The following is a 15,888-nucleotide window of genomic DNA, read 5'->3' as shown; positions in this document are numbered from 1 at the left end:
CAAAGGAATGTTCCCACCTCAAGATTAGTTCAGAAAAAGCTGCATCCGGATTACGTGCTCGCGCGTATAACAGGCATGCACCGCCCGGAGTCGGATGGAATGAATGCAAGAGCTGAACTACCCTCTGCCTACCGTGCGCAGTCCCGTCGCTCTCGTTCGAGTGCTTGGAGAAGCCCTATTTCCATCAACGATGCTGACCCGTTGCGGCCTTTGCTGGCCCAATGCGCCCTGGGCAACCGCCAGGCATTCGAAACCCTTTACCGCAGTGTCTCACCGCGACTGCACGGTGTGGCCTTCCGTTTCATGGGCCGCTCAGACCTGGCCGACGAAGTGCTGCAAGAGGCCTTCGTGCGCATCTGGTACAGCGCCTCGCGCTACGAGGCGCACCTGGCGGCACCGATGACCTGGATGGTCAACATCACCCGCAACCTGGCCATCGACCAACTGCGCAAACGCCGCGAACTGCCACTGGCCGAGGGCCAACAGGACGCGATGCTCGACGACAGCCCCAGCGCCCACGAACAGCTCGACAGCGAGCGTGACGCCCGCGCCCTCAACCGCTGCCTCGACACCCTGGACGGCATGCAACGCCAGTCGATCACCGTGGCTTACTTCCAGGGCCTGTCGTGCTCGGAACTGGCCGAACACCTGGCCGCGCCCCTGGGCTCGGTCAAATCCTGGATTCGTCGCGGCATGGAGCGCCTGCGCAGGTGCCTTGAATCATGAACTACCAAACCACCGCCCTGCGCCGCGCCCTCGCCGCCGACTATGCCATTGGGCTGATGCCGGCCACCGCACGCCGACGTTTTGATGCCCTGTTGCTCGACGATGCCGCGCTGCGGGTCGAACTCGGCCACTGGCAGGACGCCCTCGCCAGCCTGACCGGCGCGCTGCCCGAACGGCCGGTGCCAGAACATGTGTGGGAAGGCATCAAGGCGCGCATCGAACCGCAGGTGCTGCATATGCCGGCGAAGAAACCGTTCTGGATGAGTTTTCGCGTACTGGCTGCCGCATGTGCCGTGGTAGTGGCGCTGTTGGTGGGCGTGCTGTACCAGCGCGATATCGGCCCCGAGTACAGCGCCACACTGGCCAGCGCCAACCAGCAACCGGCGCTGCAGATCCAGGCGTTTGGCGATCATTTGCAAGTGGAGGCGCTGTCACTGGCCGCCGTGGAACCGACGCGCGCCTTGGAACTGTGGGCTATCCCGGCTGGCGGTAAGCCGGTGTCCCTGGGCCTGGTGCCTGTTGCCGGCAAAGGTCGAATTCAGTTGAGCAAGGAGCAGCAGGCATTGCTCACCGCCCCGCTAACCCTCGCCGTCAGCCTGGAACCACAGGGCGGCTCGCCCACTGGGCAACCCACCGGCCCCGTGCTGTATCAGGGCCAATTGGCATCACTTTAAGCCGAGCCAAAACACCATGGGAGGGGGCTTGCCCCCGATAGCGGTGTTTCAGCCAACAAATAAGCGACTGACACTACGCCATCGGGGACAAGCCCCCTCCCACATTTGGATTTACGCGTGTTTGAGATTTACGCCGCGCTGAACAGCTTGTGCGGATCGATCACAAACTTCTTCGGCACACCCGCATCGAACTCGCCATAACCGCGCGGCGCGTCATCCAGGCTGATCACCTGCACACCGACGATTTCGGCAATGTTGATACGGTCCCACATGATCGCCTGCATCAACTGGCGGTTGTACTTCATCACCGGGGTCTGGCCGGTGTGGAAGCTGTGGGATTTAGCCCAGCCCAGGCCAAAGCGAATGCTCAGGCTGCCCATCTTCGCGGCGGCATCCACAGCACCCGGGTCTTCGGTCACGTAGAGGCCGGGGATACCGATCTTGCCCGCCACACGCACCACGCCCATCAGCGAGTTAAGCACAGTAGCAGGAGCCTCCGCCTTCACGCCTTCGTGACCATGACCACGAGCTTCGAAGCCTACGGCGTCGACCGCGCAATCCACTTCCGGCTCGCCCAGCAGGGCGGCGATCTGTTCGTGCAGCGGGGTGTCCTTGGACAGGTCGGCAATTTCAAAACCCTGGGCCTTGGCGTGGGCCAGGCGCACCGGGTTGACGTCGCCGATGATTACCACCGCCGCACCCAGCAGGCGGGCAGAAGCGGCTGCGGCCAGGCCAACCGGGCCGGCACCGGCGATGTAGACGGTGCTGCCCGGGCCAACGCCGGCCGTCACAGCGCCGTGGTAGCCGGTCGGCAGAATATCGGAGAGGCAGGTCAGGTCGCGGATTTTCTCCATGGCCTTGTCGCGGTCCGGCAGTTTGAGCAGGTTGAAGTCAGCGTACGGCACCAGCACGTACTCGGCTTGGCCACCGGTCCAGTCGCCCATGTCGACATAGCCGTAGGCGCCACCGGCACGGGCCGGGTTGACGGTCAGGCACACGCCGGTGTGTTGTTCCTTGCAGGAGCGGCAACGGCCGCAGGCCACGTTGAACGGCACGGACACCAGGTCGCCGATTTTCAGGTTCTCGACGTCGCTGCCCTTCTCGATCACTTCGCCGGTGATCTCGTGACCGAGCACCAGGCCGGTCTGGGCGGTGGTACGGCCGCGGACCATGTGTTGGTCGGAGCCGCAGATGTTGGTGGAGACCACGCGCAGGATGACGCCGTGCTCAATCTTCCTGCCACGGGGGTCCTGCATTTTGGGATAGTCGATTTTCTGTACTTCGACCTTGCCGTTGCCGAGATACACGACACCACGATTACCAGACATGCTTTCACCTCGCTGTTGTTTTTATGGAACCACGTCGCCCAGGCAGGCGGCGCGTTTAAGTGCTCGGGTACAGATGCTGTTTCTTGTGTTGTTTATTAGGGCCTCATCGCAGGCAAGCCAGCTCCCACATTTGATCGGGTTCACACGGTCAAAAATGTGGGAGCTGGCTTGCGCGCGATAGCGATCTAAAGAACGACCGTGCGATTGGCGTTCAAGAACACCCGCCGCTCAATGTGATACCCCACCGCCCGGGCCAACGTCAGCCCCTCGATATCGCGCCCCTTGGCAATCAAGTCCTCGGGGTAGTGGCTGTGGTCCACCACCTCCACGCCCTGGGCGATGATCGGGCCTTCATCCAAATCGTTGTTGATGTAATGCGCCGTGGCGCCCACCAGCTTCACCCCTTTGTTGTAAGCCTGGTGATACGGCTTGGCGCCCTTGAACCCCGGCAGCAACGAGTGGTGAATATTGATGGCCTTGCCATCGAGCTTGCGGCACAGCTCCGGCGACAGCACTTGCATGTAGCGCGCAAGGATCACCAATTCGGCGCCGGTGTCTTCCACCACCTGCCACACCTGACGCTCCTGGGACGGCTTGTCGTTAGGGTCGAGGGGGAAATGGTAGTAGGGAATCTGGTGCCAGTCGGCCAACGGCTTCAAATCGGGGTGGTTGGACACCACTGCGACCACGTCCATCGACAGTTGGCCGATGCGCTGGCGGTACAACAGGTCGTTCAGGCAGTGATCGGCCTTGGAGACCATGATCACCACTTTTGGCCGGTAGTTCGGCGCCGTCAGTTCGAAGATCATGCCGAAAGCTTCACCGCGCGTGGCCAGGCCATCGCGGAAAGCCTGCTCGTCAAACCCGTCGGGCTGGCGGAATTCCACACGAATGAAGAACCGACCCGAAAGGCGATCATCGAACGAATGGTGCTCGGTGACGTAGCAGCCCTGCTCGAACAGGTAGCGGGTGACCGCATCCACCGTGCCGAGCACGCTGGGGCAGTCGGCGGTCAAAATCCATGTGTCGGGTGCGCGGCTCATTGCAAATCACTCCTCAACCATCTGCATGCAACGCAACCTTGTAGGAGCCGGCTTGCCGGCGATGGCGTTCTCAAGACCGCTATCGCCGGCAAGCCAGCTCCCACAATGTCAGCGTTGCGTCATATCAGGCTTCTACGCTCAGGCCGAACTCGGCCGACGCATCCTGCAGCCACAACCACCAGTAGTCCGAGAAACTGCGACGGATCAGCAGCTCCCAGGTGTCTTCGGCCGTGTGGCGGATCACCAGTTGCGACTTGGCGAACACCGTGCCCACCGCCTTGCCCACCGGGAAGTTGTTGGGGTGCACGTCGTAGCTTGTGGACTTCATCAGCACATCGCGTACGTTCGGGCCGCGCAGTTCGAGGATCTGCTGGCCGCCACTGACGTTGACGACCTGGATATGCAAATCACCCAGGGCGGCACGCAGGTTTTGCTCGGCGGCAAATTCTTCCCCACTTGGCACGACCAGTAGCCACTCATCCGGGCCGAGCCATTGCAGGCTGGTTTCACCATTGATGATCACTTGCAGGGCGCCGGGCAATTCGATGCCCAGGGCCTTGTGCACACCGGCAGCGAAGGCGGCGTCATGGCCATCGCCACGGATGGTGAGGTGGCCGAGGAGTTTCTTTTCACGCACGGTCACGCCGGCGTTTTTGCGGCCCTTGCCGACCAGGCTGGCGAGGTCGGCATGGTGCAGCGACGACTCGGCCTTGGCGCCGGAGGTGGGGCGTTGTTGGTAAACGTTGGCTGCTGTCATAGAGCACCTGTTCTGAATTCTGTGCTGTCTGTTCGGGCCTCATCGCGGGCAAGCCCGGCTCCCACAGGGGAATGCATTCCAAATGTGGGAGCTGGCTTGCCTGCGATGCAGGCGACTCGGTCTGTCAGATGTTCTGGCGATCGCCTTTCGGGTCGAAGAACACCGAGGAAACAATCTCCGCCTCGATCACGCTGCCATCCGCTTGCGGTGAGAACACCCGCTCGCCCATGCGCTTCAAGCCGCCCTTCACCACCGCCATCGCGAACGAGTAGCCGAGGGAGTTATGGGCATAGCTTGAGGTGACGTGGCCGACCATCTTCATCGGGATCGTCTGCTTCGGATCGAACACCAGCTGGGCGCCTTCCGGCAGCCACACTTTTGGATCGACCGGCTTCAGGCCCACCAGTTGCTTACGCTCTTCGCGCACGCAGTCTTCACGGTTCATGCCGCGCCAGCCGATCCACGAGAACGGCTTGGTACGGCCGACGCACCAGCCCATGTTCAGGTCGTCCGGGGTCATCGAGCCGTCAGTGTCCTGGCCAACGATGATGAAGCCCTTCTCGGCCCGCAGTACGTGCATGGTCTCGGTGCCGTACGGGGTCAGGTTGTACTTCTTGCCTGCCTCGACGATTTTTTCCAGCACGCCCATGGCGTAGTCGGCCTGCACGTTGACTTCGTACGACAGCTCACCGGTAAACGAGATCCGGAACACGCGCGCCGGTACGCCGCCGACCAGACCTTCCTTCCAGGTCATGAACGGGAAGCCGTCCTTGTCCAGGTCGATGTCGGTCACTTCGCTCAACAGCTTGCGGCTGTTGGGCCCGGACAGGGTCATGGTCGCCCAGTGGTCGGTGACCGAGGTGAAGTACACCTTCAGGTCTGGCCATTCGGTCTGCTGGTAGATTTCCAGCCACTGCAACACGCGAGCCGCGCCGCCGGTGGTAGTGGTCATCAGGAAGTGGTTGTCGGCGATGCAAGCGGTCACGCCGTCATCGAAGACCATGCCGTCTTCCTTGCACATCAGGCCGTAGCGCGCCTTGCCCACGTCGAGCTTGGTCCAGGCGTTGGAGTAGATGCGGTTGAGGAACTCACGCGCATCCGGGCCCTGGATGTCGATCTTGCCGAGGGTGGACGCATCCAGCAGGCCGACGCTGTCGCGCACGGCCAGGCATTCGCGTTTCACCGCAGCGTGCAGGTCTTCACCGTTGCGCGGGAAATACCAAGGGCGCTTCCACTGGCCGACGTCTTCAAACTCGGCGCCGTTCTTCACGTGCCAGGCCTGCAGCGCGGTGTATCGAACCGGCTCGAAGATGTGCCCGCAGTGACGGCCCGCGACCGCACCGAAAGTCACCGGCGTGTAGTTGGGGCGGAACATGGTGGTGCCCATCTGCGGGATGGTCACATTCAGCGAACGGGCAGCAATGGCCAGGCCGTTGACGTTGCCCAGCTTGCCCTGGTCGGTGCCGAAGCCCAGCGCGGTGTAGCGTTTGACGTGTTCGACCGACTCGAAACCTTCGCGGGTCGCCAGTTCGATGGCGGCGGCGGTCACGTCGTTCTGCAGGTCGACAAATTGCTTCGGCGCCCGTGCGGTGGGTTTGTCATGCGGTACCTGGTAGACAGCCAGTGTCGGCTCTTCCAAGCGGCTCAGAGCTTTTGGCAGGGTGCCTTCCACTGGTGCAAACCCGGCTTCGCTGGCCGCGCGCACGCCGCCTTCAAAACCGTCCGCCAGAGAATCACCGAGACCGTAGACGCCGTTGATGCCCCCCACGCACACGCGTTTCTGCGGGGCTTCGCCCGGTACGAAACCGAGGATGTCTTCACGCCAGGTCGGCTTGCCACCCAGGTGCGAAGCCAAGTGAACCACCGGACTGTAACCGCCGGAGCTGGCCACCAGGTCGCACTCCAGCCACTCACCAGGGCTAGTGACTTTGTGGGCTTTCACATCAATCGCGGCCACGCGGGCAGCGGTGACGTGTTTGCTGCCACGAGCCTCGATCACGGCGCTGCCGGTGAGGATACGAATGCCTTTGGCACGCGCCTCTTCCACCAAGGCGCCGCGTGGGTTGTGGCGCACATCGGCCACCGCCACCACTTGCAGACCCGCGTCGAGCCAGTCCAGCGCAACACGGTAGGCATGGTCGTTGTTGGTCGACAACACCAGCTTCTTGCCCGGTGCCACGCCGTAGCGGCGCACGTAGGTCGAAACGGCACCGGCCAGCATGTTGCCCGGCACGTCGTTGTTGCCGTACACCAGCGGACGCTCGCACGCGCCGGTGGCCAGCACCACACGCTTGGCCCGTACACGGTGAATACGCTGGCGCACCACACCAATCGGCGCACGGTCACCGAGGTGATCGGTGAGGCGTTCGTGAATGGTCAGGAAGTTATGGTCGTGGTAGCCGTTGACGGTGGCGCGGGGCAGCAGCACCACGTCAGGCAGGGCTTTCAATTCAGCAATCACGCTGGCGACCCATTCCGCAGCCGGCTTGCCGTCGAGGCTTTCGCGGGAATCGAGCAGCGAGCCGCCGAACTCTTCCTGCTCATCGGCGAGGATCACACGGGCACCGCTGCGCGCCGCGGCCAGTGCAGCCGCCAGGCCTGCAGGGCCTGCGCCGACGACCAGCACGTCGCAGTGACGGTTCATGTTGTCGTAGGTGTCCGGGTCGTTCTCGGTCGGCGAACGGCCAAGGCCAGCTGCCTTGCGGATGTACTTCTCGTACGTCATCCAGAACGATTGCGGGTACATGAAGGTTTTGTAGTAGAAACCCGGCGGCATCAGCTTGCCGCCGACCTTGCCGAGAATGCCCATCACGTCATTGTTGACGTTCGGCCAGCCGTTGGTGCTGGTGGCGACCAGGCCTTGGTACAGCGCCTGTTGCGTGGCGCGCACGTTAGGGATCTGGGTGGCTTCGGTGGCGCCGATCTGCAGCACCGCGTTCGGCTCTTCGGCGCCGGCCGCAAAGATGCCGCGAGGGCGCGAGTACTTGAAGCTGCGGCCGATGATGTCGACGCCATTGGCCAGCAGGGCTGCGGCCAGGGTGTCGCCTTCAAAGCCTTTGTAGGTCTGGCCGTTGAAGCTGAAGGTCAGGACTTTATTACGGTCGATCCGGCCACCGTTGGACAGGCGATTGGTCTGGCTCATACCTTCTCTCCAGAGGCCTTGGCGGTGAATTGTGGCTTCTCACCGATCTTGTAGGTTTCAAGAATTTCGTAGGTCAGGGTGTCGCGGGTCGCGTTGAAGTACTGGCGACAACCGGCAGCGTGAATCCACAGCTCGTGGTGCAGGCCACGGGGGTTGTCGCGAAAGAACATGTAGTCGCCCCACTCTTCATCGGTGCAGGCGTTAGGGTCCAGCGGGCGCGGGATGTGCGCTTGGCCGGACGCGTGGAATTCCTCTTCGGAGCGCAGTTCGCCACAGTGAGGACAGAAGATATGCAACATAGGGAATTTCTCCTGTTAGTGGGCGACGGCCGCAGCGCCGTGTTCGTCGATCAACGCACCGTTGTGGAAACGGTCGATGGAGAAAGGTGCCGCCAACGGGTGCATCTCACCCTTGGCCAGGCTGGCGGCAAACACGTTGCCTGAGCCTGGGGTGGCCTTGAAGCCACCAGTACCCCAACCGCAGTTGAAGAACATGTTCGGTACCGGCGTCTTGGAGATGATCGGGCACGCATCCGGCGTGGTGTCGACGATGCCGCCCCACTGACGGTTCATGCGCACACGGGACAGCACCGGGAACATCTCGACGATGGCCTGGATGGTGTGTTCGATCACCGGGTACGAGCCACGCTGGCCGTAGCCGTTGTAGCCGTCGATACCGGCGCCGATCACCAGGTCGCCCTTGTCAGATTGGCTGATGTAACCGTGTACGGCGTTGGACATGATCACGCTGTCGATAATCGGCTTGATCGGCTCCGACACCAGCGCTTGCAGCGGGTGGGATTCGATCGGCAGGCGGAAGCCCGCCAGCGAAGCCATGTGCCCGGAGTTACCCGCGGTGACCACACCGACGCGCTTGGCGCCGATAAAGCCCTTGTTGGTTTCCACGCCGATGCATACACCGTTTTCCTTGCGGAAGCCGATCACTTCGGTCTGTTGGATCAGGTCCACGCCCAGTGCGTCAGCCGCACGGGCAAAGCCCCAGGCCACGGCATCGTGACGGGCCACGCCGCCACGACGTTGCACGGTGGCGCCGAGTACCGGGTAGCGGGTGTTCTTGGAGCAGTCGAGGTACGGGATCTCGTCGGCCACTTGCTTGGCATTGAGCAGTTCGCCGTCCACGCCGTTGAGGCGGTTGGCACTCACGCGGCGCTCGGAATCACGGATGTCTTGCAGGGTGTGGCACAGGTTGTACACGCCACGCTGGGAGAACATCACGTTGTAGTTCAAGTCCTGGGACAGACCTTCCCACAGTTTCATCGCGTGTTCGTACAGGTGCGCCGACTCGTCCCACAGGTAGTTGGAACGCACGATGGTGGTGTTGCGCGCGGTGTTACCGCCGCCCAGCCAGCCTTTCTCGACCACGGCCACGTTGGTGATGCCGTGCTCTTTGGCCAGGTAATAGGCGGTCGCCAGACCATGCCCGCCGCCGCCGACGATGACCACGTCGTAGACCTTCTTGGGGGTCGGCGTGCGCCACATCTTCTGCCAGTTTTCGTGGTGGCTGAGTGAGTGCTTGAAGAGGCCGAAGCCCGAGTAGCGTTGCATAGTCATTACTCCAAAACCGCGCTCAGCGATAAACCGGGAAATCAGCGCACAGGGCAGACACGTGCTTGGCCACGTTGGCCTCGACATCGGCGTCGCCGAGGTTGTCGAGGATGTCGCAGATCCAGCCGGCCAGTTCGATGCACTGCGGCACTTTGAAACCACGCGTGGTCACCGCCGGGGTGCCGATGCGCAGGCCCGAGGTCACGAACGGCGACTGCGGGTCATTCGGCACGGCGTTCTTGTTGACGGTGATGTGGGCGCGGCCCAGGGCGGCATCCGCCTCTTTGCCGGTCAGGCCCTGACGGATCAGGCTGACCAAGAACAGGTGGTTGTCGGTGCCGCCGGACACCACATCGTAGCCACGTTTGATAAACACGCCGGCCATGGCCTGGGCGTTGTCGATCACTTGTTGCTGATAGGCCTTGAAGCCAGGCTCCAGCGCTTCCTTGAAGCACACGGCCTTGCCGGCGATGACGTGCATCAGCGGGCCGCCCTGGGCGCCCGGGAACACGGCAGCGTTGAGTTTCTTTTCGATCTCTTCGTTGGACTTGGCCAGGATCAAGCCGCCCCGTGGACCGCGCAGGGTCTTGTGGGTGGTGGTGGTGACCACGTCCGCATACGGCAGCGGGTTCGGGTACAGGCCAGCGGCAACCAGGCCGGCGACGTGGGCCATGTCCACGAACAGCAGCGCGCCTACCTTGTCGGCGATCTGACGGAAGCGTGGGAAATCCAGGGTCTTGGAGTAGGCAGAGAAACCGGCCACGATCATTTTTGGCTTGTGTTCCACCGCCAGGCGCTCGACTTCGTCGTAGTCGATCAGGCCGGTGTCGGTGTTGATGCCGTATTGCACCGCGTTGTACAGCTTGCCCGAAGACGACACTTTGGCGCCGTGGGTCAAGTGACCGCCGTGGGCCAGGCTCATGCCCAGGATGGTGTCGCCGGCGTTGATCAGGGCCAGGTACACGGCGCTGTTGGCCGAAGAGCCGGAGTGCGGCTGCACGTTGGCGTAATCGGCGCCGAACAATTGTTTGGCGCGCTCGATGGCCAGGGCTTCGACCTTGTCCACGTGCTCGCAGCCACCGTAGTAGCGCTTGCCCGGGTAGCCTTCGGCGTATTTGTTGGTGAGGCCGCTGCCTTGCGCTTCCATCACACGTTTGCTGGTGTAGTTCTCTGACGCGATCAGCTCGATATGATCTTCCTGACGCTGTTCTTCGGCATTCATGGCCGCCAGCAGTGCGTCGTCATATCCCTGGATCTGGTCTTTTTTGCTGAACATCGCGTCTCTCCCAGCCTTTCATATTGTTGAGGCCCTCGCAGGGCCCTTTGATGCGATGGTAGGGCTGGTGCAGACAGGTCAAATGCCTACGCACGCCACGCAAAGGTGCGTTTACGACATTCATTGAGCGGCGCAGAACAAATGTGAGAATGGGCCTGTATGGGCGCTGGCTTTTGTGGGAGCTGGCTTGCCTGCGATGGCATCACCACCGTTTAGCTGAGAGACCGAGGTGTCTGCATCGCAGGCAAGCCAGCTCCCACACAAGCCCGCCCCACAGGGGGTTAGGCGATGATCTGGCGGACGAGTAACAGCAGCAGGAAATGCAGGGGATAGAGGACATAAGCCCAACGCCGCATGGCCGGTGGCGAGACGTTTTTGGCACGTCGCAACAGAAACAGACCAGCCAATGGCGCAATCAGACATGCCGCCAACCCCATCAATGCGACCGGCGTGCCGCTCTCGAGCAAAATCTGCCATTGATTGGCGGCCATGCAGACCACACCCGGCAACAGGCTGAAATACCAGGCACGACGAAACACCAGTAGCATCGCCAACGGCAACAACACTCCGAAAAAACCGAACATCAACTGCGCGGAAAACACAGCGGCAATCATGACGGCAATCAGCGCCAATCCTCGATCAAAAAGCGCCTTCTGCTGCCATCCTCGGACAACCAGCAAGCCCAACGCCAAAGTCGGCAACACGTTCAACGTATCGGCATCATCGATAAACAGGCGGTACGGCACTTCGCTGATCACGCTGAACAGCAACAGCCATCCCAGGTAGCGCCACTGACCGGTCACGGGTGCATTTCTTACGCGGTGCAGATTCGCTGCAATCGCCAGGCAAAACCACGGAAACGCCAGGCGCCCCGGCACGTACAGGCCATCCAGGCTCAAGCCGACATACCGCAGGTGGTCCAGCACCATGCACAGCAGCGCCAGCCACTTGAGCAAATCCAAAGCGCCATCACGGACGCGTCCGACAGGAATCGTTTCAGTACCGTGCATAATTCCCCAGTGACTTTGCATTTACAGAGCGTGCGCACCCGCGACAATCTTGGTTACAGTGCGCACCAACATCGACCACAGGAATGGGCCATGACCGACAAGAGCCAACAATTTGCCAGCGACAACTATTCCGGCATCTGCCCGGAAGCCTGGGCCGCCATGGAACAAGCCAACCAGGGTCATCAGCGCGCCTATGGCGACGATGAATGGACCCACCGCGCCGCCGACGGTTTCCGCAACCTGTTTGAAACCGACTGCGAAGTGTTCTTCGCCTTCAACGGCACCGCCGCCAACTCCCTGGCGTTGTCGTCCTTGTGCCAGAGCTACCATAGCGTGATTTGCTCGGAAACCGCCCACGTCGAAACCGACGAATGCGGCGCGCCGGAGTTTTTCTCCAACGGTTCCAAGCTGCTCACCGCCCGCACCGAAAACGGCAAGCTGACCCCGGAATCGATCCGCGAGATCGCCCTCAAGCGCCAGGACATCCACTACCCGAAACCCCGCGTAGTGACCCTGACCCAGGCCACCGAAGTGGGCAGCGTGTACACCCCGGAAGAAATTCGCGCCATCAGCGTCACCTGCAAGGAGCTGGGCCTGAACCTGCACATGGACGGCGCGCGCTTCTCCAACGCCTGCGCGTTCCTTGGCTGCTCGCCAGCCGACCTGACCTGGAAAGCCGGCGTCGACGTGCTGTGCTTTGGCGGCACCAAGAACGGCATGGCCGTGGGCGAGGCGATCCTGTTCTTCAACCACAAGCTGGCTGAAGACTTCGATTACCGCTGCAAACAGGCCGGCCAACTGGCCTCGAAAATGCGCTTCCTCTCGGCCCCGTGGGTGGGCTTGCTGGAAAACGACGCCTGGCTCAAACACGCACGCCACGCCAACCATTGCGCGCAGCTGCTGAGCAGCCTGGTGGCGGACATCCCCGGCGTGGAATTGATGTTCCCGGTGCAGGCCAACGGCGTGTTCCTGCAGCTGTCGGAACCCGCCATCGCGGCGCTGACAGCCAAGGGCTGGCGCTTCTACACCTTCATCGGTAAAGGCGGCGCTCGGTTCATGTGTGCGTGGGATACCGAGGAAGAGCGTGTAAGAGAACTCGCGGCGGATATTCGGGAAGTGATGGGCGCCTGATACTGGCGCAGTGCCGAGTCTGTTATTTGATATTTCTGACAGCAGCACGCTGCATTTTCATTGTCTAGCCTCTTGGAACCCGGAAGGAAAACGCCGCAGCAGCGGCTCTCCTTTCGGTACGACAACCTGCCGAATGATCGGCCGGAAATGGACATCCAATAGAGAGCTAAGCCATGGAATATCAGAGTATCGGCAACACCCTGGAAAGCGACGGCAGCGTCAGCACCACCGTCATTGACTGGGATGAGTTCCGCAAATACGCGAAAGTCGGCGACACCATCCGCGAGCCATCAAGGACGTTGCGGATCTACGATAAAGTCTATGAATTGACAGCATCAGGCCAGCATTTCGTCGTGCACATCTACGCCCAATAACTACCCCACCCCTGTGGGAGCTGGCTTGCCTGCGATGGCGTCCTCATGATCGCCATCGCCGGCAAGCCGGCTCCTACAGGGGGCGGTGCAAGCCTTTAGAATTCGATGCGCACGTCGCCTTTCGGCACGCTGCAGCACGAGAGGATGTAGCCCTCGGCTTCGTCTTCCTCGGTGATCCCGCCGTTGTGGTCCATCTCGACCTCGCCCCCCAGCTTCATCACCTTGCACGTGCCGCAGATGCCCATGCCGCAGGCTTTTGGAATCAACAGGCCAAGCTTGGCCGCCGCCGCATGCACGGTTTCGCCCGGGGCCACACGAATGCTTTTGCCCGAGGCAATGAATTCCACCTGGTGCAGATCCGCCAGGTCGATTTCCGGCGCGTCGGCGGCTTGTTCGGCTTGCTCGACCGCATCGGCACGGGCTTCCGGTGGCGTGGCACCGAAGGACTCTTCGTGATAACGCGTCATGTCGAACCCGGCCACTTCCAGCAGGCGCTTCACCGCGTTCATGTAGGGCGTTGGCCCACAGCAGAACACTTCGCGCTCCAGGAAGTCCGGCACCATCAGTTCAAGCATCTTGTGGTTCAGGTAACCGCGATAACCGGCCCACGGCTCACCCAAGCCGTGTTTCTCACAGATCAGGTGCAGGCTGAAGTTGTCGATCCGCGACGCCATGTGCTCCAGCTCGCGGTGGTAAATGATGTCCTTGGGCGAGCGGGCGCTGTGGATAAACGTCATGTCGACGTTGGCGTTGGTGTCGTAGAACCAACGCGCCATGGACATCACCGGCGTGATGCCCACGCCGCCGCTGAGGTACAGCACTTTGGGGCTTGGGAAGTCGATGGCATTGAACAGGCCCACCGGCCCGTGCACCGCCAGTTCCTGGCCTTCATGCAGCGTGTCATGCAGCCAGTTGGACACCTTGCCGCCCGGCACGCGCTTGATGGTCACCGAGAAGCTGTAAGGCACCGACGGCGAGCTGGAAATGGTGTAGGAACGCATGATCGGCTGGCCTTCGATTTCCAGCTCCAGGGTGACGAACTGACCCGGCTTGAAAAAGAACAGGATCGGCTGGTCGGCCATAAAGCAGAAGGTGCGCACGTCCCAGGTTTCCTGGATGACTTTGACGCAACGGACAATGTGCCGACCATTGGCCCAGGTCTGGGTGGTTACCGGATTCAGGAAATTATTGGACATGTTGTTCTCCACCGCCGACATCGGCCTTATGGTGGCGATTCTGCGTAACGCCAGAACCACCCATTTACCTATCTGCGACATTCACATACTTATCGCGACCAGCCCCCAACGACCTAGGGTTGCGCGTCGGGAACAGATTGGGCCATGTCGCCCATGGATAAGGTTCGGCCCATCGGCGGCCCCACACTCGCTCCCAACAACGACGCTTTCTTTACGCCTTGCTGCACACCTGATTAGCCACTTATCTCGGCCACACAGAATGGCCATGAGGACCTACACGATGGACGTCACCGCAACCTTAAGCTTGGGCGATCCGCTGGAACCCGCACGCAAGGCCACCGCGCAAATGCTGCAAGAGCGCGAGCGCACCTTTTCGCTGCCACAGCCGTTCTACTCTGATGAGCGGTTGTTTGATATCGACATGCAGGAAATCTTCCAGAAAGAGTGGCTGATCGCCGGCATGACCTGCGAGATCCCCACCAAGGGCAACTACCTGACCCTGCAAGTGGGCAAGAACCCGATCATCGTGATCCGTGGTGCCGAAGGCGTGGTGCATGCGTTCCACAACGTCTGCCGCCACCGTGGTTCGCGCTTGTGCACCAGCGACAAGGGCAAGGTCGCCAAACTCGTGTGCCACTACCATCAGTGGACCTACGAACTGGACGGTCGCCTGCTGTTCGCCGGCACCGAGATGGGCGCCGACTTCGACATGAAGCAATACGGCCTGAAGCCGGTGAACGTGAAGACCGCCGGCGGCTACATCTTCATCAGCCTGTCGGAGAACCCGCCAGCTATCGATGACTTCCTGTCGACGCTCACCCATTACATGGAACCGTACGACATGGAAAACACCAAGGTGGCGGTGCAAACCACCTTGATGGAAAAAGCCAACTGGAAACTGGTGCTGGAAAACAACCGCGAGTGCTACCACTGCAACGCGTCGCACCCGGAGCTGCTGAAAACCCTGCTGGAATGGGACGACGTCACCGACCCACGTGCCGACCAGGCCTTCAAGGACCACGTAGCCGCCTCCGCCGCTGCCTGGGATGCCGAGAAGATCCCTTACGCCCACGCCAGCTTCGGCCTGCGTAACCGTATCGTGCGCATGCCCCTGCTCAAGGGCACCGTGTCGATGACCATGGACGGCAAGCAAGGCTGCGCCAAGCTGATGGGCCGCATCAAGAACCCGGACCTGGGCTCAATGCGCATCCTGCACCTGCCCCACTCCTGGAACCACTGCATGGGCGACCACATCATTGTGTTCACCGTGTGGCCGATCAGCGCCCAGGAAACCATGGTCACCACCAAGTGGATCGTGCACAAGGATGCGGTGGAAGGCGTGGACTACGACCCGGCGCGCATGCGCGAAGTGTGGGACGCCACCAACGACCAGGACCGTCGCCTGGCCGAAGAAAACCAGCGCGGCATCAACTCCACCGCCTATCAGCCTGGCCCGTACTCCAAGACTTACGAGTTCGGCGTGGTGAACTTCGTGGACTGGTACAGCGAGCGCATGCTCAGCAACCTGGGGGCGGCGCCAGCGCCTTACCTCAAGGGTGTGGCAGTACACGAGTAACAGAGCCCACAAAGACCAAACTGTGGGAGCTGGCTTGCCTGCGATAGCGGCGGTGAATTCACTGCACTCATCGCAGGCAAGCCAGCTCCC

The 15,888-nt window shown here is 61.6% G+C and carries 14 protein-coding genes; 5 read left to right on the top strand and 9 right to left on the bottom strand.

From position 1 onward, the window contains the following. Positions 1-99: 99 nt before the first annotated feature. Both AC07SU_RS13695 and AC07SU_RS13690 read left to right on the top strand, forming a co-directional pair. Positions 100-726: a sigma-70 family RNA polymerase sigma factor gene (locus AC07SU_RS13695; RefSeq protein ID WP_494997307.1), complete on the top strand. Its 627-nt coding sequence runs from the start codon at positions 100-102 to the stop codon at positions 724-726. Next, the gene (locus AC07SU_RS13690; protein WP_494997306.1) at positions 723-1,400 is read left to right on the top strand and encodes an anti-sigma factor; all 678 of its coding nucleotides are present in this window, start codon (positions 723-725) and stop codon (positions 1,398-1,400) included. Before AC07SU_RS13695 ends, AC07SU_RS13690 begins: the two co-directional genes overlap by 4 nt. Positions 1,401-1,528: 128 nt before the next feature. Here AC07SU_RS13690 and fdhA read toward each other — a convergent pair whose 3' ends face one another. The 8 genes from fdhA to AC07SU_RS13650 form a co-directional block, all read right to left on the bottom strand. Continuing rightward, on the bottom strand, positions 1,529-2,728 hold the full coding sequence (gene fdhA, locus AC07SU_RS13685; protein ID WP_016972852.1) for a formaldehyde dehydrogenase, glutathione-independent: 1,200 nt from the start codon (positions 2,726-2,728) through the stop codon (positions 1,529-1,531). A 185-nt stretch (positions 2,729-2,913) separates the two neighbouring features. Continuing rightward, on the bottom strand, positions 2,914-3,771 hold the full coding sequence (purU, locus tag AC07SU_RS13680; protein WP_005792124.1) for a formyltetrahydrofolate deformylase: 858 nt from the start codon (positions 3,769-3,771) through the stop codon (positions 2,914-2,916). A gap of 124 nt (positions 3,772-3,895) precedes the next feature. Continuing rightward, on the bottom strand, positions 3,896-4,528 hold the full coding sequence (locus tag AC07SU_RS13675; RefSeq protein WP_494997305.1) for a sarcosine oxidase subunit gamma: 633 nt from the start codon (positions 4,526-4,528) through the stop codon (positions 3,896-3,898). Positions 4,529-4,652: 124 nt separating this feature from the next. Then, positions 4,653-7,670, bottom strand: coding sequence for a sarcosine oxidase subunit alpha (locus AC07SU_RS13670; protein ID WP_176996670.1), 3,018 nt, complete (start codon positions 7,668-7,670; stop codon positions 4,653-4,655). Continuing rightward, positions 7,667-7,969: a sarcosine oxidase subunit delta gene (locus AC07SU_RS13665; protein ID WP_010207083.1), complete on the bottom strand. Its 303-nt coding sequence runs from the start codon at positions 7,967-7,969 to the stop codon at positions 7,667-7,669. Before AC07SU_RS13665 ends, AC07SU_RS13670 begins: the two co-directional genes overlap by 4 nt. A gap of 15 nt (positions 7,970-7,984) precedes the next feature. Beyond that, a complete protein-coding gene (locus AC07SU_RS13660; RefSeq protein WP_010207084.1) occupies positions 7,985-9,235 on the bottom strand; it encodes a sarcosine oxidase subunit beta in 1,251 nt (416 codons plus the stop codon). A 22-nt stretch (positions 9,236-9,257) separates the two neighbouring features. Continuing rightward, entirely contained in the window at positions 9,258-10,511 is a 1,254-nt protein-coding gene (gene glyA, locus AC07SU_RS13655; protein ID WP_176996672.1) for a serine hydroxymethyltransferase, read from the bottom strand. Positions 10,512-10,792: 281 nt separating this feature from the next. Next, complete coding sequence (locus AC07SU_RS13650; RefSeq protein WP_494997304.1) at positions 10,793-11,521, bottom strand: TraX family protein; 729 nt, start codon at positions 11,519-11,521, stop codon at positions 10,793-10,795. Between the two features lie 90 nt (positions 11,522-11,611). Between AC07SU_RS13650 and AC07SU_RS13645 the strand changes: the two genes are divergently transcribed. After that, complete coding sequence (locus AC07SU_RS13645; protein WP_110620199.1) at positions 11,612-12,652, top strand: threonine aldolase family protein; 1,041 nt, start codon at positions 11,612-11,614, stop codon at positions 12,650-12,652. 173 nt (positions 12,653-12,825) lie between these two features. Next, positions 12,826-13,026 (top strand): hypothetical protein, encoded by a 201-nt coding sequence (locus AC07SU_RS13640; RefSeq protein WP_176996674.1) that lies wholly within the window; start codon positions 12,826-12,828, stop codon positions 13,024-13,026. Between the two features lie 95 nt (positions 13,027-13,121). Here AC07SU_RS13640 and gbcB read toward each other — a convergent pair whose 3' ends face one another. Then, positions 13,122-14,222, bottom strand: coding sequence for a glycine betaine monooxygenase reductase subunit (gene gbcB / locus AC07SU_RS13635; RefSeq protein ID WP_028618224.1), 1,101 nt, complete (start codon positions 14,220-14,222; stop codon positions 13,122-13,124). Positions 14,223-14,502: 280 nt separating this feature from the next. On the opposite strand from gbcB, the gene gbca reads away from it, so the two are divergent. Next, positions 14,503-15,798, top strand: coding sequence for a glycine betaine monooxygenase oxygenase subunit (gene gbca / locus AC07SU_RS13630; RefSeq protein WP_016972861.1), 1,296 nt, complete (start codon positions 14,503-14,505; stop codon positions 15,796-15,798). Positions 15,799-15,888 lie beyond the last annotated feature (90 nt).

It is taken from the genome of Pseudomonas sp. GW821-FHT05H12 (assembly GCF_059419385.1).
Note: the sequence above shows the minus strand (reverse complement) of the source record. Positions and strands in the feature narration are given on the sequence as shown.

What these genes read in the sequence shown, in the direction of transcription:
- AC07SU_RS13665 (WP_010207083.1), bottom strand. Translation starts at nt 7,969, where the DNA reads ATGTTGCATATCTTCTGTCCTCACTGTGGCGAACTGCGCTCCGAAGAG.
- AC07SU_RS13695 (WP_494997307.1), top strand. Translation starts at nt 100, where the DNA reads ATGAATGCAAGAGCTGAACTACCCTCTGCCTACCGTGCGCAGTCCCGT.
- gbca (WP_016972861.1), top strand. Translation starts at nt 14,503, where the DNA reads ATGGACGTCACCGCAACCTTAAGCTTGGGCGATCCGCTGGAACCCGCA.
- gbcB (WP_028618224.1), bottom strand. Translation starts at nt 14,222, where the DNA reads ATGTCCAATAATTTCCTGAATCCGGTAACCACCCAGACCTGGGCCAAT.
- AC07SU_RS13675 (WP_494997305.1), bottom strand. Translation starts at nt 4,528, where the DNA reads ATGACAGCAGCCAACGTTTACCAACAACGCCCCACCTCCGGCGCCAAG.
- fdhA (WP_016972852.1), bottom strand. Translation starts at nt 2,728, where the DNA reads ATGTCTGGTAATCGTGGTGTCGTGTATCTCGGCAACGGCAAGGTCGAA.
- AC07SU_RS13650 (WP_494997304.1), bottom strand. Translation starts at nt 11,521, where the DNA reads ATGCACGGTACTGAAACGATTCCTGTCGGACGCGTCCGTGATGGCGCT.
- purU (WP_005792124.1), bottom strand. Translation starts at nt 3,771, where the DNA reads ATGAGCCGCGCACCCGACACATGGATTTTGACCGCCGACTGCCCCAGC.
- glyA (WP_176996672.1), bottom strand. Translation starts at nt 10,511, where the DNA reads ATGTTCAGCAAAAAAGACCAGATCCAGGGATATGACGACGCACTGCTG.
- AC07SU_RS13640 (WP_176996674.1), top strand. Translation starts at nt 12,826, where the DNA reads ATGGAATATCAGAGTATCGGCAACACCCTGGAAAGCGACGGCAGCGTC.
- AC07SU_RS13645 (WP_110620199.1), top strand. Translation starts at nt 11,612, where the DNA reads ATGACCGACAAGAGCCAACAATTTGCCAGCGACAACTATTCCGGCATC.
- AC07SU_RS13690 (WP_494997306.1), top strand. Translation starts at nt 723, where the DNA reads ATGAACTACCAAACCACCGCCCTGCGCCGCGCCCTCGCCGCCGACTAT.
- AC07SU_RS13670 (WP_176996670.1), bottom strand. Translation starts at nt 7,670, where the DNA reads ATGAGCCAGACCAATCGCCTGTCCAACGGTGGCCGGATCGACCGTAAT.
- AC07SU_RS13660 (WP_010207084.1), bottom strand. Translation starts at nt 9,235, where the DNA reads ATGCAACGCTACTCGGGCTTCGGCCTCTTCAAGCACTCACTCAGCCAC.